Origin of the sequence: Salipiger marinus (assembly GCF_900100085.1) — a bacterium.
GTDB lineage: Bacteria > Pseudomonadota > Alphaproteobacteria > Rhodobacterales > Rhodobacteraceae > Salipiger > Salipiger marinus.
This window is the reverse complement of sequence record NZ_FNEJ01000024.1, coordinates 52,894-72,391: the sequence shown is the minus strand read 5'-3', so window position 1 is coordinate 72,391 and position 19,498 is coordinate 52,894. Positions and strand designations below refer to the sequence as shown.

Here is a 19,498-nt window from a genome sequence, read left to right as displayed (position 1 = left end):
GGCAGTCCGCCGCAGGCTGCCCGGCATTGCGGCGGCCCGTCTCCGGGGCCCCGCGCGGCCCCGTCCCGCGGGCGCGGCAGCGCTTTGCCGCAGGGCGGGGGACAGGGGGTCCGCCCGCCCTTCCTGTGGCCCGCCGAAGCGCCTAATGTGGGGCCATGACCGAGCCCCGATTCATCCATCTCCGCCTTCACACCGAATATTCGCTGCTGGAAGGCGCCGTGCGCCTGAAGAAGCTGCCCGGTCTCTGCGAGACCATGGGCATGCCCGCCGTGGCGGTGACGGACACCAACAACCTGTTTGCGGCGCTGGAATTTTCCGTGACCGCCAGCGGTGCGGGGGTGCAGCCCATCATCGGCTGCCAGCTGGATCTGCTGTATGTGGAGCGCGCCCCCGGCGACCGGCCCAAGCCGCCCGCCCCGGTCGTGCTGCTGGCGCAGAGCGAGACCGGGTATGAAAACCTGATGAAGCTCAATTCCTGCCTTTATCTGCGCGGCGACGGGCAGCTGCCGCATGTGACGCTGGAGGAGCTGGAGACCCATGGCGCCGGGCTGATCTGCCTGACGGGCGGGCCGGACGGGCCGGTGGGGCGACTGTTGCGCGACAACCATCGCGGCGCGGCGCAGGTGCTTCTGACCCGGCTGCACGGCATCTATGGCGACCGGCTTTATGTGGAACTGCAGCGCCATCCCGGCGAAGACGGGCTGCCGGGGCCGGAACGGCTGTCGGAACGCGGCCATGTGGAACTGGCCTATGAGATGGGTCTGCCGCTGGTCGCCACCAACGATGTCTATTTCCCCAAGCCCGACATGTATGAGGCGCATGACGCGCTGATCTGCATCGCCGAAGGCGCCTATGTCGACCAGCAGGAGCCGCGCCGCCGCCTGACGCCGCAGCATTACCTCAAGACGCCGCAGGAGATGGCGACGCTGTTCGCCGATCTGCCCGAGGCTTTGGAGAACACGGTGGAAATCGCCCGCCGCTGCGCCTTCATGGCCTACCGGCGCGATCCGATCCTGCCGCGCTTTGCCGATGACGAGGTGCAGGAACTGCGCCGCCAGGCCAATGAGGGGCTGCGCGCCCGGCTGGCGGTGATCCCGCATGCGGTCAGCCCCGAGGAATATCAGGAGCGGCTGGATTTCGAACTGGGCATCATCGAGGGCATGGGCTTTCCCGGCTATTTCCTGATCGTGGCCGATTTCATCAAATGGGCCAAGGATCACGACATCCCGGTGGGGCCGGGGCGCGGCTCGGGGGCGGGCAGCCTTGTTGCCTATGCGCTGACCATCACCGACCTTGACCCTTTGCGCTATTCGCTGCTGTTCGAACGCTTCCTGAACCCGGAACGGGTGTCGATGCCCGACTTCGACATCGACTTCTGCATGGACCGCCGCGAGGAGGTGATCCGCTATGTGCAGGACCGCTATGGCCGCGACAAGGTGGGGCAGATCATCACCTTCGGCGCGCTCTTGTCCAAGGCGGCGGTGCGCGACGTGGGCCGGGTGCTGCAGATGCCCTATGGTCAGGTGGACCGCCTGTCCAAGATGATCCCGGTGGAGGGGGTCAAGCCCGTCTCCATCGAAAAGGCGCTGAAGGACGAGCCGCGCCTGCGCGAAGAGGCCCGCAACGAAGAAGTGGTGGACCGGCTGCTGACCTATGGCATGCAGGTGGAGGGGCTGTTGCGCAACGCCTCCACCCACGCGGCGGGGGTGGTGATCGGCGACCGGCCTCTGGATGCGCTGGTGCCGCTTTATCAGGATCCGCGATCGGACATGCCCGCCACCCAGTTCAACATGAAATGGGTGGAACAGGCCGGGCTGGTGAAGTTCGACTTCCTCGGGCTCAAGACGCTGACGGTGATCCAGAACGCCGTGGATCTGATCCTGAAATCCGGGCGCCCGCTGCATGTGGCCGCCGATGGCACCGAGCTTTACGAACCTGCCCCCGGTGCCGAAAACCAGATGAACCTCATCCCGCTGGAGGATGAGCGGACCTACAAGCTTTATTCCGACGCCAAGACGGTGGCGGTGTTTCAGGTGGAAAGCTCGGGCATGATGGATGCGCTCAAGCGCATGAAGCCCACCTGTATCGAGGACATCGTGGCGCTGGTGGCGCTGTATCGTCCCGGCCCCATGGAAAACATCCCCGTCTATTGCGAGGTGAAGAACGGCCTGCGCCCGATCAGTTCGGTGCATCCCTCGATCGACCATATCCTTGCCGAAACGCAGGGCATCATCGTCTATCAGGAACAGGTGATGCAGATCGCGCAGGTCATGGCCGGATACAGCCTTGGCGGCGCCGACCTGCTGCGCCGCGCCATGGGCAAGAAGATCAAGGAGGCGATGGACGCCGAACGCCCCAAGTTCGAAAAGGGCGCGGCGGAGAATGGCGTCGACAAGAAAAAGGCCTCCGAGGTGTTCGACCTTCTGGAGAAGTTCGCCAATTACGGCTTCAACAAATCCCACGCCGCCGCCTATGCGGTGGTCAGCTACCAGACTGCGTGGCTGAAGGCCAATCACCCGGTGGAGTTCATGGCAGGCGTCATGAACTGCGACATCCATCTGACCGACAAGCTGGCCGTCTATTTCGACGAACTGAAGAACGGGCTGAAGCTGCCCTATGTGCCGCCCTGCGTGAACCGGTCTCAGGCCGCGTTCGACGTAGTGGCGGGCGAGCTGGTCTATGCTCTGGGCGCGCTCAAGAATGTGGGTCTGGATGCGATGCGGCTGGTGGTGGAAGGGCGCGGCGACCGGCCCTTTGCCACGCTTTTCGATCTGGCGCGGCGGGTCGATCTGAAACGGGTGGGCAAGCGCCCGCTGGAGATGATGGCCCGCGCCGGGGCCTTCGACGCGCTGGACCGCAACCGCCGCCGGGTGTTCGACAGTCTGGACGCGCTGGTGGCCTATTCGGCGGCGATTCATGACCAGAAGGCCAGCGCGCAGGTGTCGCTGTTCGGCGAGGCGGGGGACGATCTGCCGGAGCCGCGCCTGTCGCCGGTGCCGGACTGGCTGCCCGCCGAACGGCTGTCAGAGGAATTCAAGGCCATCGGCTTTTACCTGTCGGGCCATCCGCTTGACGATTACATGCCCGCGCTGAAACGGCGCGACGTGATGACGCTGGAAGAGGCCACCAACAAGGCGCGCGGCGGTCCCTGCATCGCCAAGCTGGCGGGCGTGGTCGCCGGGCGGCAGGAACGCAAATCCGCCAAGGGCAACCGCTTTGCCTTTGCCCAGCTCTCCGACCCCACCGGCGCCTATGAGGTCACGATCTTTTCCGAGACGCTGGAGAAAAGCCGCGAGTTTCTGGAAACCGGCGCCAAGGTGGTGGTGACCGTCGAGGCGACGATGGAGGCCGACCAGCTGAAGCTGCTGGCCCGCTCCATCGGGCCGGTGGAACAGATGGTGGCAGGCGCGGGGGCCACGGGGCTGAAGATCTGGGTGGAAGGTGCTGCGGCGATCAGCCAGATCGCCTCGGTGCTGAGCCGGGCGGCGGACCAGATGCCCAAGGCCGGGCGCGGGCCGATCCGGCTGTGTCTCGCCGATAGCGGCCTGCCCGGCGAGGTGGAGATGGATCTGCATCAGGACTTCCCCGTGACGCCGGAAATCAAGGGCGCGGTCAAGTCGCTGGGCGGGGTGCTGGCGGTGGAGGATTTCTGAGCGCTGCCGCGACATATCGCCGGTCGCAAAGCTGAGTGCTGGAGTCCTGTTAAGGCAGCGGTTACCAATATCCCGAAGCAATTCACGGGAGGGGCCAGTGCAACGGGCGGTTCTGACAGCCACAGCCTTGATCTGCCTTGCAGGCTGTGACCGCGGCACGCCAGCCGCCCCCACGCTGTCGGACGTGCCGCTTGCGGCGGAGGCGGGCCGCGCAGCAGCCCTGCCCGACCCGGCAGAGAGCCAGCCGGAGGGCGGGTTTCTGGCCGGGACCGCCACGGCGGATGCCCCCGTGGCGCAGGATGGCGCCGCCGCAGGGTCCGCCGCCAGTGACCGGCTTGCCCCGCCTGCGCGCGGCGGGCTGCTGGGGTTCTTCCGGCGCAAGGCCGCCGCGGCAGGCCCCGCCCCCGATGCCCCGGATTATGCGCAGGTGGGCCCCGGCGCCACGCTGCCCTTTGGCGAGGTGGCGCGGCTTTGCGGCGTGGCGGAAACGGCGCTGGGCACCGAGGTGGCGCGTTACCCCGAGACCGGGCGCGGCTATACACTGCGCGACAGCGCACCGGACAGCACCACCCCCCGCAGCTTCTGGATCACCGGGTTTGACGATGGCTGCGCGCGGCAGGTGACCGGGGCGCTGGCGATGTTCGGCGATCCCGAACTGCATGAGCGGCTGCGCTATGGCCCCGCCGGATCCACCCTGCCCGAGGGCCCGCTGGACCGCGCCTATGAGGCGGTCAAGACGCAGGTCTGCCGGGTGGCGGGCGACGCGCCCTGTGGCCGCGCCCTGCCCCGGCTGGCGCGGGATACGGTGTTTGTCAGCGTCTATCCCGCGCTTGGCAGCCCGCGCTCTGCCGACATGCTGCTGCATGACGGCGCGCTGCTGGAATTTGCCGCGCCCTGAGGGCTGAGGCGGGTCAGTAATGCGGCGGGCGTTCGTCGCCGAGAATGACCCCGCCCGAGCCTTCGGCAGACCGTTCCGCCTCGCGTTCGATGAGCAGGGCAAGACGCCGGGTCAGGTGGTCGATGTCGCGGTCCTGCCGGGCCACGGTGTCCGAAAGGTCGTCCATCGCGCGCTGAAGATGGGCGATGCGTTCCTCGAGCGTTTCGATGTCGGTCGGCATGCGATCCTCCTTGACTGTGCCCTGCCAGATAGGGAGCGTGGGGCGCGTTGTCCATGGGCGGGGCCGTGTCCCCGGGTTTCGCGGGCGGCAATCGTGAGAGGGGGGCTCTGCCCCCTCGGCCTGCGGCCTCCCCCCCGGAGTTTATCTGGCAAGATGAAGCACGGGCGCGGGGCTTTGCTTGCTCCTGCGGTGCGGAGGGGCTAAGGGAAGCGCGCAATCGAGGACCGGAGCGAGGCCATGGCCAAGGATAAGAAATCCCCCCGCCCCCGGGCACAGACGCCCAAGGGGTTCCGCGACTATTTCGGCACCGAGGTGTCCGAGCGCGCGGAGATGCTGCATCGCATCGCCGGGGTCTATCATCGCTACGGGTTCGAGGCGCTGGAAAGCGCTGCGGTCGAGACCGTCGAGGCGCTTGGCAAGTTCCTGCCCGATGTGGACCGCCCCAACGAGGGCGTGTTTGCCTGGGAGGACGAGGACGAGGGCTGGGTGGCGCTGCGCTATGACCTGACGGCGCCGCTGGCGCGGGTCTATGCCCAGCACCGCAACGAACTGCCCCTGCCCTATCGCCGTTACGCCATGGGGCCGGTCTGGCGCAACGAAAAGCCGGGGCCGGGCCGGTTCCGCCAGTTCTATCAGTGCGATGCCGATACGGTGGGCGCGGCCACGGTCGCGGCGGATGCCGAGATCTGCGCCATGCTGGCCGACACGCTGGAGGCGGTGGGCATTCCGCGCGGCGATTATCTGGTGCGGATCAACAACCGCAAGGTGCTGAACGGCGTGCTGGAAGTGGCCGGGCTGGGCGATGACGCGCAGCGCGACGCGGTGCTGCGCACCATCGACAAGGTCGACAAGGTCGGCGTGGCGGGCGTGCGCGAGCTGCTCGGCAAGGGGCGGCTCGATGCCTCTGGCGCCTATATCGACGGGGTGGGCCTGTCGGAGGCGCAGGCCGAGCCGGTGCTGGCCTTTCTCAGCTCCAAGGGCGCCGAGGCCGCCGAGACCGTGGCGCGGCTGCGCGCGGCGGTGGGCGGATCGGCCATTGGTGCCGAAGGTGTCGACGAGCTGGAGGAGATCGCGGCGCTGCTGTCCGCGCAGGGCTATGGGCCTGACCGCATCGTGATCGACCCTTCCGTGGTGCGCGGGCTTGGCTATTACACCGGGCCGGTGTTCGAGGCCGAGCTGACCTTTGAGATCCTTGACGAAAAGGGCCGCAAGCGCCAGTTCGGCTCGGTCGCGGGCGGCGGGCGTTATGACGATCTGGTCAAGCGGTTCACCGGGCAGGCCGTGCCCGCCACCGGCGTGTCGATCGGCGTGGACCGGCTGCTGGCGGCGCTGCGCGAGAAGGGCCGGATCGGCGGCGGGGCAGCGGGTCCGGTGGTGGTGACGGTGATGGACCGCGACCGCATGGCCGATTACCAGTCCATGGTCGCCGAGCTGCGCGCGGCCGGCATCCGCGCCGAGGTCTATCTGGGCAATCCGAAGAATTTCGGCAACCAGCTGAAATACGCGGACAAGCGCGCCTCGCCCGTCGCGGTGATCGAAGGCGGCGACGAGAAGGCGCGCGGCGTGCTGCAGATCAAGGATCTGATCCTTGGCGCGAAGCTGGCGGAGAATGCCAGCCTTGAGGAATGGAAGGAGCGGCCTTCGCAATACGAGGTGCCGCGCGGCGATCTGGTCGCCAAAGTGCGCGAGATTCTCGACCAATGGGCGTGAGCATCGCCGCCGAGAAGGCGGAAGCCGAACGGCTGAAGGCGGTGTTCGCCGAGGCGGGCGCGCTGCCGCTCGACTGTCCGGTGCTGCAGCCGGCGGAGACCTTGCTGGATCTTTACGGCGAGGACATCCGCGCCCGTGCCTATGTCACGCAGGACCCGTCGCGCGGCGAGGTGATGCTGCGCCCGGACTTCACCGTGCCGGTGGTGCAGATGCACATGTCCGACGGCGCCGAGCCCGCGCGGTATACCTATGCGGGCGAGGTGTTCCGGCGGCAGGAGCAGCATCCCGAGCGGCGGTCTGAATATTTTCAGGTGGGCTACGAGGTGTTCGACCGTGGCGATCCGGCCCTGCTGGACGCCGAGGTCTTCGCCCGTTTCGCGCAGGTGCTGGCGCCCTGGGGCCTGCGGGCGGTGACCGGGGACATGGGCATCCTTGCGGCGGCGGTGGCGGGGCTGCAAATTTCGGAGCGGCGGCGCGCCGCGCTGATGCGGCATATCTGGCGGCCCCGGCGCTTCCGCGCGCTGCTGGACCGCTATTCCGGCAAGACCCCGGTGCCGCCGTCGCGCGCGGCGCTGCTGGCTGATCCGCAGGCGCTGGACCGGGCGGGCGTGTCGGTGGGGCTGCGGTCGGAGGCGGAGGTGGCCGCGCGCATCGCCGCGCTGCGCGCCGATGCCGCCGAAGGGCCGCTCTGCCGCAGTCAGGTCGATCTGATCGACACGGTGCTGTCGGTGCGCGAGACCTGCACCTATGCGCTGGAGCATCTGCATGACATCGCGGTGGATCTGCCCGGGCTGGTGCCCGCGGTGGAGCGGTTCGAACGCCGCTGCGCCGCTTTGGCCGAGGCGGGCATCGACGTGGCGCAGCTGGATTTCGAGGCGAGCTTCGGGCGCACCTCGATGGAATATTACGATGGCTTCGTGTTCGGCTTTCTGGCCGACCGGCGGCCCGACCTGCCCCCCGTGGCCACGGGCGGGCGTTACGACGCGCTGTGCCGCCATCTGGGCGGCGGGCGCGAGATTCCCGCGGTGGGCGGCGTGATCCGGCCGGGGCTGTTGCTGGAGCTGACCGCATGAGCATCAAGCTGGGGGTGCCGTCCAAGGGGCGGCTGATGGAAAAGACCTTCGACTGGTTCGGCGCGCGCGGCGTGGGCCTGTCGCGCAGCGAGTCGGAGCGGGAATATGCGGGTGCGGTGACAGGTGTCGAGGGCGTGGATCTGGTGCTGCTGTCGGCGGGAGAGATCCCGCGCGAACTGGCGGCGGGGCGCATCCATCTGGGCGTGACCGGCACCGATCTGGTGCGCGAGAAGCTGGTGCAATGGGACCAGCAGGTCGAGCCGCTGGCCGAGCTGGGCTTTGGTCAGGCGGATCTGATCGTGGCCGTGCCCGCCTGCTGGATCGATGTGGACACGCTGGACGATCTGGATGCGGCGGCGGCGGCCTTTCGGGCGCGGCACGGATTCCGGATGCGGATCGCCACGAAATATCACCGGCTGGTGCGCGACTATCTGCGCGCGGGCGGGGTGGCGGATTACCAGCTGGTCGATTCGCAGGGCGCCACCGAGGGCACGGTGAAGAACCTGACCGCCGAGGCGGTGGCCGACATCACCTCCACCGGCGAGACGCTGCGCGCCAACCATCTGAAGGTGCTGAGCGAAGAGCCGGTGCTGCGCAGTCAGGCGACGCTGTTCCGGTCGCGCGCCGCCAAGATGGCGCCGGGGGATCGCGAGGCGCTGAAAGCGCTCTGCGCCACGCTGGGGCTGTGACGGGCGGGGCCCTGAGAGGCCCCGCGCGCGCGTTCAGCCGATCTTGTCCTGTGTCTTGGTGTCGAAATCCGCCGCGTCATGGCGTTCGTGCAGCTGTCCGGCAGGGTCTCCGGAGACGCGGTTGACCATGCGGCCCCGCTGCACGGCGGGACGGGCATCAATCTCTGCCGCCCAGCGCTGGACATTCCCGTAGCTGGCCACGTCCAGAAACTCGCCCGCCTCGTAAAGACGGCCCAGCGCCAGATTGCCATACCACGCCCAGATCGCGATATCGGCGATGGTATACTCCTCGCCCGCGAGGAAGCGGCGGTCGGCCAGCGCGCGGTCCAGCACGTCAAGCTGGCGCTTGGCTTCCATGGCGAAGCGGTTGATGGGATATTCCCATTTTTCCGGCGCATAGGCGTAAAAATGGCCAAAGCCGCCGCCCAGATAGGGCGCGCTGCCCATCTGCCACATGAGCCAGGACAGCATCTCGGGGCGGTCCTGCGGCTGGCCGAGAAAGGCGCCGAATTTCTCCGCCAGATGCAGCAGGATCGCGCCCGATTCGAAGACCCGCACGGGGGTATCGCCGGAGAGATCCAGCAGCGCCGGGATCTTGGAATTGGGGTTCACCTCGACAAAGCCGGAGCCGAACTGGTCGCCATCGCCGATGCGGATCAGCCATGCGTCATATTCGGCGGCGTGGCCCGCGGCCAGCAGCTCCTCGAACAGCATGGTGACCTTCTGGCCGTTGGGCGTGGCGAGGCTGTAAAGCTGGAACGGATGTTTGCCGCGCGGCAGATCCTTGTCATGCGTGGCCCCGGCGATGGGGCGGTTGGTGGAGGCGAACTTGCCGCCGCTTTCCTTGTCCCAGGTCCAGACCCGGGGGGGCGTGTAATCGGTCATGGGTGCGTGTCCTTCGCGCTTTGTCACGGCTCAGGGTAGCGTGGTGCGGGCGGATGGCCAGCGCCGGGTCTGTGCGCCCCGGCACAGGGGGGTGTGAGCAGCGGGGCAGACGGGGGCTCTGCCCCCTCTTGGCGCGTGCCGCGCCAATTCACCCCCGGGATATTTTCAGCCGAAGGAAGCAGCCATTCCTTTTTGCCGGGGCGCACCCTACATGGCGGGGATGACCGCGCTGCCTGCCCCCCTTCAAAGCTGGTTCGATGCCCGAGGCTGGCAGATCCACCCGCATCAGCGCGACATACTGGCGCGCGCGGCGGCTCCCTGCCTGCTGCTGATCGCGCCCACCGGCGGCGGCAAGACGCTGGCGGGGTTCCTGCCGACGCTGGCCGAGCTTGCGCGCGATCCGCGGCCCGGGCTGCACACGCTTTATGTCTCGCCGCTGAAGGCGCTGGCCAGCGACATCCGGCGCAATCTGCTGATCCCCATCGAGGAGGCGCGGCTGCCGATCCGGGTGGAGGACCGCACCGGCGACACCTCCTCGAGCGTCAAGCGGCGGCAGCGCGCCGATCCGCCGCATATCCTGCTGACCACGCCGGAATCGCTGGCGCTGCTGACCAGCTACGAGGATGCGCCGCGGATCTTTGCCGGGCTGAGCCGGGTGGTGGTGGACGAGATTCACGCGCTGGCGGAAAGCAAGCGCGGCGACCAGCTGATGCTGGGGCTGGCGCGGCTGCAGCACCTGTGTCCGGGGCTGCGGCGGGTCGGGCTGTCGGCCACGGTGGAGGATCCGCAGGCCATCGCCCGGCTGCTGGCGCGGCATCCCGATCCCTGCGAGATCGTGACCGCCGATCCGGGCCCCGAACCCGACATCGCCATGCTGGAGACCGAGGCCGCGCCGCCCTGGGCCGGGGGTGGGGCGGCCCATGCGATTCCGGCGGTGCTGGAGCAGGTGAAGCGCCACCGCACCACGCTGATCTTTCACAACACCCGCGCGCAGGCCGAGCTGTTTTTCCACCGGCTGTGGCTGGCCAATGACGACTCCCTGCCCATCGGCATCCATCACGGCAGTCTGGACCGCGCGCAGCGCGCCCGGGTGGAGGAGGCCATGGTGCGCGGCGACCTGCGCGCCATCGTCTGCACCGGCTCGCTGGATCTGGGCATCGACTGGGGCGATGTGGATCTGGTGATTCAGGTCGGCGCGCCCAAGAACGTCAAGCGGCTGGTGCAGCGGATCGGGCGGGCCAATCACCGCTACAACGCGCCGTCAAAGGCGCTGCTGGTGCCCGCCAACCGGTTCGAGGTGGTGGAATGTCTGGCGGCGCTGGAGGCGGTGCGGGCGCGGGATCTGGATGGTGAGGGGCGCGGGCGCGGGCCGCGCGACGTGCTCTGCCAGCAGATCCTCATCACCGCCTGCGCCGGGCCTTTTGACGCGGACGCGCTTTATGACGAGCTGCGCAGCGCCGGGGCCTATGCCGGGCTGAGCCGGGGGGATTTCGACGCCTGTCTGGAGTTCTGCGCCACGGGCGGCTACGCGCTGCGCGCCTATGACCAGTGGCGGCGCATCCTGCAGCGCCCCGACGGGCTGTGGCAGCTGCGCGATCCGCGCGCCGCACAGCGCATCCGGCAGAACATCGGCACGATTCAGGACACCGACACGCTGAAGGTGCGCTGGCGCGGCCGCGGCGGCGCACCCTTGGGCGAGATCGAGGAAGGCTTTGCCGCCTCGCTGACCAAGGGCGACACCTTTCTGATCGGCGGGCAGATCGTGCGTTATGAAGGGCTGCGCGAGATGGTGGTGGAGGTGACGCGCGATCCGGGCCGCAAGCCCAAGATCGCCACCTTCATGGGCACCAAATTCGCCACCTCCACCCAGCTGTCGGAGCGCATCCTGCGGATGTTCAAGGCGGGCGACTGGCGCGGCCTGCCGCAGCACACCGCAGACTGGCTGGACCTGCAGCGGTCGGTGTCGCGCCTGCCCGAGCCGGGCCGGCTGCTGATCGAGAGCTTTCCGCATGACGGGCGCGAGCAGATGGTGGTTTACGGTTTTGCCGGGCGCAATGCGCAGCAGACGCTGGGGCTGCTGCTGACCAAGCGCATGGAGGAGCAGGGGCTGGCGCCCATGGGCTTTGTCGCCTCGGATTACGCGACGCTGATCTGGGGGCTGGAGGCGGTGCATGACCCCGCGCCGCTTTTCGACCTGACAGCGCTTGAGGCGGGGCTGGACGGCTGGCTTGCGGGCAATGCGGTGATGAAGCGGACCTTCCGCGCCTCGGCCACCATCGCGGGGCTGATCGAGCGCAATATGGGCGGCCAGCGCAAGAGCGGGCGGCAGGCCACCATGTCTTCGGACATCCTTTATGACACGCTGGTCAAATATGACCCCGATCACCTGCTGCTGCAGATCACCCGCGAGGAGGCGATGCGCGGGCTGGTGGATTTTGCCCGGCTGCGCGAGATGTGCGCGCGGGTGGGCGGGCGGATCGATCATCTGCGGCTGGACCGGATTTCGCCGCTGTCGGCCCCGCTGTTTCTGGAACCGGGGCGGGTGCCGATTTCCGGCAGCGCCGAGGCACGGCTTCTGGAAGAGGAAGTGACGGCGCTGCTGCGGGATTCCGGCCTTGCGCAGCTGGAAGGGGTGTAGGGGGCGCTGCCCCCTCGGCCTGCGGCCTCTCCCCCGGGATATTTTGGGTCAGAAGAGGCGGGGCTTGCGGAGCGCCGCCGGGTCTGGCATCGAACGCATCATGAACGGGCACGGGTTTTCTTTTGGGGGCGCGGCACTGCAGGCGCTGGGATCGGGGGCGCTGTGGTGGCCCGCAGAGCGGCTGCTGGTGGTGTCGGATCTGCATTTCGGCAAGTCGGCGCGGCTGGCGGCGGTGGGTGGCGCCGCGCTGCCGCCCTATGAGGGGCGCGAGACGCTGCTGCGGCTGGAGGCGGATCTGGAGGCGACGGGCGCGCGGCGGGTGATCTGTCTGGGCGACAGTTTCGACGCGGCGGGGGTGGAGAGCCTGCTGCCCGAGGCCGAACGGCTGTGGATCGCGCGGCTGCAGGCGGGGCGCGACTGGGTCTGGATCGAGGGCAACCACGATCCGGGGCCGGTGGCCTTGGGCGGCACCCATCTGGCAGAGCTGCGGCTGGCCGGACTGGTGTTCCGCCATATCGCCACGCCTGAGGCGGCGGGCGAGGTGTCCGGGCATTATCACCCCAAGGCGCGGCTGGTCCTGCGCGGGCGGGTGCTGAGCCGCCCCTGTTTCCTGATGGATGCGCGGCGGCTGATCCTGCCCGCCTATGGCGCCTATGCGGGCGGGCTGCGCAGCGACAGCCCGGTGCTGGACGCGCTGATGGGGCCGGAGGCGGTGGCGGTCCTGACCGGGCCGCAGCCCGTGGCCCTGCCCATGCCCCGCCGCCGCTGAGCCCGCTTGCGCGGCGGGGCGGGGCGTGCATGACTGGCGCATGGATCTTGAACAGCGCATCCGCGACAGTTTCGACCGGCAGAGCCTGATGGCGACGCTGGAGGCCCGGCTGACCGCCATCGCCCCCGGCGCCGTGGAGATCACCGCGCCGATCCTGCCCGGCGTCCGGCAGCAGCAGGGCCATGCCCATGCCGCGCTGAGCTTTGCGCTGGGGGATACGGCGGCGGGCTATGCCGCGCTGACCGTCCTGCCCGAGGACATGGAAGTCGTCACCTCCGAGATCAAGATCCACCTGCTGGCGCCCGGACGCGGCGAGCAGGTGCTGGCGCGCGGGCGGGTGGTGAGGCCGGGGCGGCGGCTGGTCATCGTCACGGCGGATGTCTTTGCGCTGCGCGAGGGGCAGGAGCATCACATCGCGCTGCTGACGGGGACGATGGTGCCAGTGCCCGCCTCGGGCTGAGGCGGGCGCGGGTCCGGCGGGGCCTTCGGGCGGTTTAGGCCGTGAGCCCTTCGGGCGACTTAAGCCGTGAGCCCTTCGGGCTCGGGGATCCCCTTCGCGCGGCAGCAGGCGGTGACGGTATTGGCCAAGAGGCAGGCGATGGTCATCGGCCCCACTCCGCCCGGCACCGGGGTGATGGCCCCTGCCACCTTGGCGCAGCTGTCGAAATCGCAGTCGCCGACCAGCCGGGTCTCGCCGGGGGCGGTCTCGATCCGGTTGATGCCGACGTCGATCACCGTGGCGCCGGGCTTCAGCCAGTCGCCGGTGACCATGCCGGGACGGCCCACCGCCGCCACCACGATATCGGCGCGGCGCACCACCTGAGGCAGGTCGCGGGTGCGGGAATGCGCCAGCGTGACGGTGCAGCTGTCGCCCAGCAGCAGCTGCGCCATCGGCTTGCCCACGATGTTCGACCGTCCGATCACCACCGCGTCGAGCCCGGACAGCGATCCCAGCCGGTCGCGCAGCAGCATCAGGCAGCCCAGCGGCGTGCAGGGCACCATCGCCTTCTGCCCGGTGCCAAGACGTCCGACATTGGAGATGTGGAAGCCGTCCACATCCTTGGCGGGGTCGATGGCGTTGATGACCAGATCGGCGTTCATATGGCCCGGCAGCGGCAGCTGCACCAGAATGCCATGCACCGCCGGATCGGCATTGAGCCGCTGCACCAGCGCCAGCAGATCCGCCTCCGACGTCTCGGCGGACAGGCGGTGCTCAAAGCTCTGCATGCCCGCCTCGACGGTCATGCGGCCCTTGTTGCGCACATAGACCTGACTGGCGGGATCCTCGCCCACCAGCACCACCGCCAGACCGGGGGTGATGCCATGCTCCTGCCGGAGCCGGGTCACATGCTCTGCGACGCGGGCACGGATGCCCGCCGCAAAGACCTTGCCGTCGATGATCGCTGCCGTCATGCCGTCACTCCCGTCCCAGAGCCGCTTCCTCGCGGCGGATCGACCATTCCACAAGCCGGTGCCAGAGATCCGCGGCCAGATCGGGATCCAGCCCGCAGGCACCGGCATTGGCACGCGCGTTGTCCAGCACCTCGTCGACACGGGACGTGATGCGGGCAGGCAGGCCATTGCCCGCCTTGATGTCTGCGGCGCGGTCGATCAGCCGGGCGCGATGCGCCAGCAGCGCCGCCAGCGCCTTGTCCGTTGCGTCGATTTCGGCGCGCAACTCGGTCATGTCGCGCAAGCTGGCCGGATCCGTCATCCCGTCCTCCTGTCATGCTGCGCCCCTAATGCCGCGATGCGGCGGAATGTTCAACGCCCGCGCCGCCGGTCAGAACAGCCCTTCGATCTCGCCCGCAGAATTGAGCCCGATGGAATTCGCCGCAGGCACCCGCGGCAGGCCCGGCATGGTCATGATGTCGCCGCAGATCGCCACCACGAAGCCTGCCCCCGCCGACAGCCGCACCTCGCGCACCGGCACCACATGGCCTTCGGGCGCGCCAAGCTTGGTCGGATCGGTGGAAAAGGAATACTGCGTCTTGGCCATGCAGACCGGCAGCGCCCCGTGGCCCTGCGCCTCCCATTCCTTCAGTTGTGCGTGTATCTTCGGATCGGCCTGAACCTCGGCTGCGCGATAGATGCGGCGGGCAACGGTTTCGATCTTGTCCCAAAGCGGCAGGTCATCGGGATAAAGCGGCGCAAAGCTTGCGGTGCCGCTGTCGGCGATCTGCGCCACGCGCTCTGCCAGCGCGGTGATCCCGGCGGACCCTTCGGCCCAGTGACGGCAGAGAAACGCCTCCGCCCCCTGCGTGGCGACAAAATCGCGGACGGCGGCCAGTTCCGCCTCGGTATCGCCGGCGAAATGGTTGATCGCCACCACCACCGGCACGCCGAAGCCCTTGAGGTTTTCGATATGGCGGCCCAGATTGGCGCAGCCTGCCGTCACCGCCGCCACATCCTCGGCGCCCAGATCGGCACGCGCCACGCCGCCATTCATCTTGAGCGCGCGGACCGTGGCCACCAGCACCACGCAGTCGGGGTGCAGACCGGCCTTGCGGCACTTGATGTCGAAAAACTTCTCCGCCCCCAGATCGGCGCCAAAGCCTGCCTCGGTCACCACGTAATCGGCCAGCCGCAGCGCGGCGCGGGTGGCGATCACCGAATTGCAGCCATGGGCGATATTGGCGAAGGGCCCGCCATGCACGAAGGCGGGGGTGTGTTCCAGCGTCTGCACGAGGTTCGGCAGCAGCGCATCCTTGAGCAGCACGGTCATGGCGCCATCCGCCTGCAGGTCGCGCGCCAGCACCGGGCTGCGGTCGGACCGGTAGGCCACGATCATCGCCCCCAGCCGCGCCTGCAGATCCTCCAGCGATTCCGCAAGACAAAGGCAGGCCATGATTTCCGAGGCCACGGTGATGTCGAACCCGCCCTGCCGGGGAAAGCCGTTCTGCGGCCCGCCAAGCCCGGTGACCACATCGCGCAGCGCCCGGTCGTTCACGTCCAGCACCCGGCGCCAGACCACCCGGCGCAGGTCGATGTCCAGCGCGTTGCCCCAGTGGATGTGGTTGTCGATCATCGCCGCCAGCAGGTTATGCGCAGCGGTGATGGCATGGAAATCCCCGGTAAAATGCAGGTTCATCGATTCCATGGGCACGACCTGTGCAAAGCCGCCGCCTGCCGCCCCGCCCTTCATGCCGAAATTCGGCCCGAGCGAGGCTTCGCGGATGCAGATCGCCGCCTTCTTGCCGATGGCCTGCAGCCCGTCGCCCAGCCCGACGGTGGTGGTGGTCTTCCCCTCCCCCGCCGGGGTGGGGTTGATCGCGGTGACAAGGATCAGCCGCCCCGTCGCGCGGCCCTCCAGCCGGGTCAGGGTTTCGGTGGAAAGCTTGGCCTTGTCATGGCCATAGGGGATCAGATCCTCCGCCTCCAGCCCCAGCCGCGCGCCGATTTCCTGAATGGGCCGCTTTTTCGCGGCACGGGCAATGTCGAGGTCGCTGGTCATGGGCTTGGCTCCGGCTGTGGTCTGTCTGGGCCAGTGCATAGCCGCAGCAATGGGGCCAAGTCACGCGGTTTGGGCGCGATCAGTCGCGCCGCGCCTCGTCCAGACAGGCCCAGACCGGCTGATGCGGGATATGCAGGCGCAGCACGTCCCCCAGCGCCAGCCGCCCGGGCCGTTCCACCCAGACCGTGACGCCGCGCCGCCCCTGTGCCGCGCTTTTGAACCGCTTGCCAAGGCCGGGATGATCCGCCTCGATCTCGCGCGCGGGCAGCGAACAGGGGCGGTTTTCCATATCCACCACCACCGTCACGCCATCCGGCCCCTGCAGCCGCGACGAGGGCGGCACATGGCTGAAATCCGGCAGACCTTCGACGATGACCGTGGCGCCCAGCCATTCCGGCGCCAGCCGGTCAAGATCCATGCGCGCGGCGATCTCTGCCATCTCCTCGGCGGAGACCATGGAGATCTGGCGGGCGTTGCGGATTTCCGTGCCGCGCGGATGCTGCGAAGTGACGCGCGAACAGGAGGGCCGCGTCAGCCCGGCATGGCGGTCGGCAGGCACGCCGGAGAAATCCAGATCCAGCGCCTCTGCCGGAACCGAGCGGATGCTTTTGCCGGTCCCCGTCACCTGCCCCAGCCATGTGATGCGGGCAAAAAAATCCGTGGGCTTGAGGGCGGGCATACCAGTCTCCTTGCTAGGTCTGGCGGCAGACTGCGCCAAAGCGTGGCCCGGCACCAACCCCGCCCGCGCGGCTTCACGCAGAATTTGCGGAAGAGTCCTGTAACGTCAGGGTGAAGAACATCCGCCGGAACGGAAACAGCACGCGGCCCTGCGCATCGGCGGGATAGACCGAGTCCATCACCGCCTCATAGGCCGCGATCAGCCGCGCCTGTTCTTCGGGATCAAGCGGCTCCAGCACCGGGCGGGCAAAGGTCGCCTCGGTGAAGCGGCGCACCGGATGGCCCTCTGCCTGCGGGGCAAGCTCCTGATAATATTCCGTCTCCCAGAGGGTCAGCTGACCCAGCGGCGCCAAAAGATGGTGATATTCGGCGGGGCGCAGCACGCCGGGAATACGGTCGGGATCGACGCGGCCCGGGAAATGCTCCTCCGCCAGCGTCAGCCACATGCGGTGCGACGGCGCGTTGTTCTGATGCGGCACCTGCACCGCCAGCGTGCCGCCGGGGGCCAGCGTCGCCGCCAGCCGGGGCAGCAGGGCCGGATGGTCGCCCACCCAGTGCAGCGCGGCGTTGGAAAAGATCAGCGCGGGCGGCGTGTCGGGGGTCCAGCTGGCCATGTCGGCCTGATCCACCCGGTCATAGGCGCCGCTGTCGCGTGCCGTGTCGAGCATGGCCGGGCTCAGATCCACGCCGGTCAGCGGGCGGCCCAGAGCGCGCAGCGCCGGGCCCGCATCCCCTGCCCCGCAGCCCAGATCCACCACCCCGCCTTCGGGCAGGGGCGGCAGGCTGCGCAGCAGATCCAGTGCCGGGCGCAAACGCAGACCCCGGAACCTGTGATAGGTTCCGGGGTTCCAGTCGGGGGTGCCAGCGGCAGCCATCATGCCGAAGGTTCGGGCTCCAGCCCGCCTTCGCCAGCCGGGCGGGCCTTGGGCTTCATCTTCGGAATGGCGGTGACGCTGGGCGTGTCATCGGAATCGCTGCCGGTGCTGCCAGAGGCATGCGGCGGCTGGCCCTTCATCACGCGCTTGATCTCCTCGCCGGTGAGGGTCTCGTATTCCAGCAGCCCCTGCGCCAGACGCTCCCAGTCTTCCTTGCGCTCGGTCAGGATCTGGAAGGCGCGGTCATAGCCGTTCTGGATCAGGGTGCGCACCTCGTCCTCGATCAGCTCCTTGGTATGGGCCGACACGGACAGACCGGCCGTGTTGCCCTGATAGCCTTCATGCGCTTCGGAGTAGTCGATATTGCCCACCTTGTCGGACATGCCCCAGCGCAGCACCATCGCCCGCGCCAGCGCGCTGGCCTGCTGGATGTCGCCCGCCGGGCCGTTGGACACGTTGGGTTCGCCGTATTTGATGATCTCGGCGGCCTTGCCCGCCATGGTCATCGCCAGCTTCTCCTCGCATTCCGACTTGTGCCAGTTCAGGCGGTCGATTTCCGGCAGCGAGACAACCATGCCAAGCGCGCCGCCGCGCGGAATGATCGTGGCCTTGTAGACCGGATCGCATTGCGGCAGCGTCAGGCCGACCACGGCGTGCCCGGCCTCGTGATAGGCGGTCTTTTCCTTCTGCTCGGCGGTCAGGACCATGCTGCGGCGCTCCGCGCCCATCATGACCTTGTCCTTGGCATTCTCGAAATCTTCCATCGTCACGAAACGGCGACCCACCCGCGCGGCCATCAGCGCGGCCTCGTTCACGAGGTTGGCAAGATCGGCGCCCGAAAACCCGGGGGTGCCGCGCGCGATGATCCGCAGGTCCACATCCGGCCCCAGCGGGGTCTTGCGGGCATGCACGCCAAGGATCTTTTCGCGGCCCTTGATGTCGGGGTTGCCGACCATGACCTGCCGGTCGAAACGGCCCGGACGCAGCAGCGCGGGGTCCAGCACGTCGCGGCGGTTGGTGGCCGCGATGATGATGACGCCCTCATTGGCCTCGAACCCGTCCATTTCGACCAGAAGCTGGTTCAGCGTCTGCTCGCGCTCGTCATTGCCGCCGCCATAACCGGAGCCCCGGTTGCGGCCCACCGCGTCGATTTCGTCGATGAACACGATGCAGGGCGCGTTTTTCTTCGCCTGCTCGAACATGTCGCGCACGCGGCTGGCGCCGACACCCACGAACATTTCCACGAAGTCAGAGCCGGAGATGGTGAAGAACGGCACACCCGCCTCGCCCGCGATCGCACGGGCCAGCAGCGTCTTGCCGGTGCCCGGAGGGCCAACCAGCAGCGCGCCTTTGGGGATCTTGCCGCCAAGGCGGCTGAACTTCTGCGGGTTGCGCAGGAATTCCACGATCTCTTCCAGCTCTTCCTTGGCCTCGTCGATGCCCGCCACGTCGTCAAACGTCACGCGGCCATGCTTTTCGGTCAGAAGCTTGGCCTTGGATTTGCCAAAGCCCATGGCACCGCCTTTGCCGCCGCCCTGCATCCGGTTCATGAAATAGATCCAGACGCCGATCAGCAGCAGGAAGGGCAGAAGGCTCAGCAGAAAGGCCTGAAAGCCGGACTGTTCCTGCTGTTCGGCGCGGACGGTCACGCCCTTGTCGATCAGCATGTCGGTCAGCTGGGCATCTTCCGGCTTCACGGTAACGTAGTCGTTGCCATCGTTCCCACGGTAGCGGATTTGCTCGCCGTCGATGGTGACGGTGCTGACGGATTGCGAATCCACCGCTTTCACGAAGTCCGAATAACTGATCTCGCGGCTTTGCAGCGTGCTGCCACCCCCGGAAAAGAGGTTGAAAAGCGCAAGGATCAGAAGAAACAGAACGACCCAAAAGGCGATGTTGCGTGCGTTGCCCAAGGACGGCCTCCTAACATGCGGATGTGGCGCGTCCGGTGTGCGG

16 protein-coding genes are annotated in these 19,498 nt (G+C 68.2%); 8 read left to right on the top strand and 8 right to left on the bottom strand.

Annotation, left to right across the window (positions count from 1 at the left end):
- Window positions 1-155 precede the first annotated feature (155 nt).
- Entirely contained in the window at window positions 156-3,653 is a 3,498-nt protein-coding gene (gene dnaE, locus BLR51_RS21520; protein WP_089850857.1) for a DNA polymerase III subunit alpha, read from the top strand.
- Between the two features lie 97 nt (window positions 3,654-3,750).
- On the top strand, window positions 3,751-4,551 hold the full coding sequence (locus tag BLR51_RS21515) for a hypothetical protein (protein ID WP_131821859.1): 801 nt from the start codon (window positions 3,751-3,753) through the stop codon (window positions 4,549-4,551).
- Between the two features lie 13 nt (window positions 4,552-4,564).
- Here the strand turns inward: BLR51_RS21515 and BLR51_RS21510 are convergent, their stop codons facing one another.
- On the bottom strand, window positions 4,565-4,771 hold the full coding sequence (locus BLR51_RS21510) for a SlyX family protein (protein ID WP_089850854.1): 207 nt from the start codon (window positions 4,769-4,771) through the stop codon (window positions 4,565-4,567).
- A 237-nt stretch (window positions 4,772-5,008) separates the two neighbouring features.
- Here BLR51_RS21510 and hisS point away from each other — a divergent pair, with 237 nt between their 5' ends.
- Genes hisS through hisG form a run of 3 tightly spaced genes read left to right on the top strand, consistent with a single transcriptional unit; the run spans window position 5,009 to window position 8,243 of the window.
- Window positions 5,009-6,481, top strand: a complete 1,473-nt coding sequence (hisS, locus tag BLR51_RS21505) for a histidine--tRNA ligase (protein ID WP_089850852.1) — start codon at window positions 5,009-5,011, stop codon at window positions 6,479-6,481.
- Window positions 6,472-7,554 (top strand): ATP phosphoribosyltransferase regulatory subunit, encoded by a 1,083-nt coding sequence (locus BLR51_RS21500; RefSeq protein ID WP_089850850.1) that lies wholly within the window; start codon window positions 6,472-6,474, stop codon window positions 7,552-7,554. Before hisS ends, BLR51_RS21500 begins: the two co-directional genes overlap by 10 nt.
- Complete coding sequence (gene hisG / locus BLR51_RS21495) at window positions 7,551-8,243, top strand: ATP phosphoribosyltransferase (protein WP_089850848.1); 693 nt, start codon at window positions 7,551-7,553, stop codon at window positions 8,241-8,243. The genes BLR51_RS21500 and hisG overlap by 4 nt, the downstream gene beginning before the upstream one ends.
- A gap of 33 nt (window positions 8,244-8,276) precedes the next feature.
- Here the strand turns inward: hisG and yghU are convergent, their stop codons facing one another.
- On the bottom strand, window positions 8,277-9,128 hold the full coding sequence (yghU, locus tag BLR51_RS21490) for a glutathione-dependent disulfide-bond oxidoreductase (protein WP_089850846.1): 852 nt from the start codon (window positions 9,126-9,128) through the stop codon (window positions 8,277-8,279).
- A 220-nt stretch (window positions 9,129-9,348) separates the two neighbouring features.
- Here yghU and BLR51_RS21485 point away from each other — a divergent pair, with 220 nt between their 5' ends.
- The 3 genes from BLR51_RS21485 (at window position 9,349) to BLR51_RS21475 (ending at window position 12,995) form a co-directional block, all read left to right on the top strand.
- On the top strand, window positions 9,349-11,766 hold the full coding sequence (locus tag BLR51_RS21485; protein WP_089850902.1) for a ligase-associated DNA damage response DEXH box helicase: 2,418 nt from the start codon (window positions 9,349-9,351) through the stop codon (window positions 11,764-11,766).
- Between the two features lie 100 nt (window positions 11,767-11,866).
- Window positions 11,867-12,535, top strand: coding sequence for a ligase-associated DNA damage response endonuclease PdeM (pdeM, locus tag BLR51_RS21480; RefSeq protein WP_089850900.1), 669 nt, complete (start codon window positions 11,867-11,869; stop codon window positions 12,533-12,535).
- Between the two features lie 40 nt (window positions 12,536-12,575).
- A complete protein-coding gene (locus BLR51_RS21475) occupies window positions 12,576-12,995 on the top strand; it encodes a PaaI family thioesterase (protein ID WP_089850843.1) in 420 nt (139 codons plus the stop codon).
- 59 nt (window positions 12,996-13,054) lie between these two features.
- Here the strand turns inward: BLR51_RS21475 and folD are convergent, their stop codons facing one another.
- From folD to ftsH, 6 genes are all read right to left on the bottom strand, one after another.
- Window positions 13,055-13,948 carry a bifunctional methylenetetrahydrofolate dehydrogenase/methenyltetrahydrofolate cyclohydrolase FolD gene (folD, locus tag BLR51_RS21470; RefSeq protein WP_089850841.1) on the bottom strand — a complete coding sequence of 298 codons (894 nt, stop codon included), beginning with the start codon at window positions 13,946-13,948 and terminating at the stop codon, window positions 13,055-13,057.
- A gap of 4 nt (window positions 13,949-13,952) precedes the next feature.
- Window positions 13,953-14,249 carry a chorismate mutase gene (locus BLR51_RS21465; protein ID WP_089850839.1) on the bottom strand — a complete coding sequence of 99 codons (297 nt, stop codon included), beginning with the start codon at window positions 14,247-14,249 and terminating at the stop codon, window positions 13,953-13,955.
- 69 nt (window positions 14,250-14,318) lie between these two features.
- Window positions 14,319-15,989 (bottom strand): formate--tetrahydrofolate ligase, encoded by a 1,671-nt coding sequence (locus BLR51_RS21460; protein WP_089850837.1) that lies wholly within the window; start codon window positions 15,987-15,989, stop codon window positions 14,319-14,321.
- A 79-nt stretch (window positions 15,990-16,068) separates the two neighbouring features.
- Window positions 16,069-16,668, bottom strand: a complete 600-nt coding sequence (locus BLR51_RS21455) for an MOSC domain-containing protein (protein WP_089850836.1) — start codon at window positions 16,666-16,668, stop codon at window positions 16,069-16,071.
- 73 nt (window positions 16,669-16,741) lie between these two features.
- Window positions 16,742-17,545 (bottom strand): methyltransferase domain-containing protein, encoded by an 804-nt coding sequence (locus BLR51_RS21450; protein ID WP_375342696.1) that lies wholly within the window; start codon window positions 17,543-17,545, stop codon window positions 16,742-16,744.
- Entirely contained in the window at window positions 17,542-19,455 is a 1,914-nt protein-coding gene (gene ftsH, locus BLR51_RS21445; protein ID WP_089850832.1) for an ATP-dependent zinc metalloprotease FtsH, read from the bottom strand. The genes BLR51_RS21450 and ftsH overlap by 4 nt, the downstream gene beginning before the upstream one ends.
- Between the last annotated feature and the right edge of the window lie 43 nt (window positions 19,456-19,498).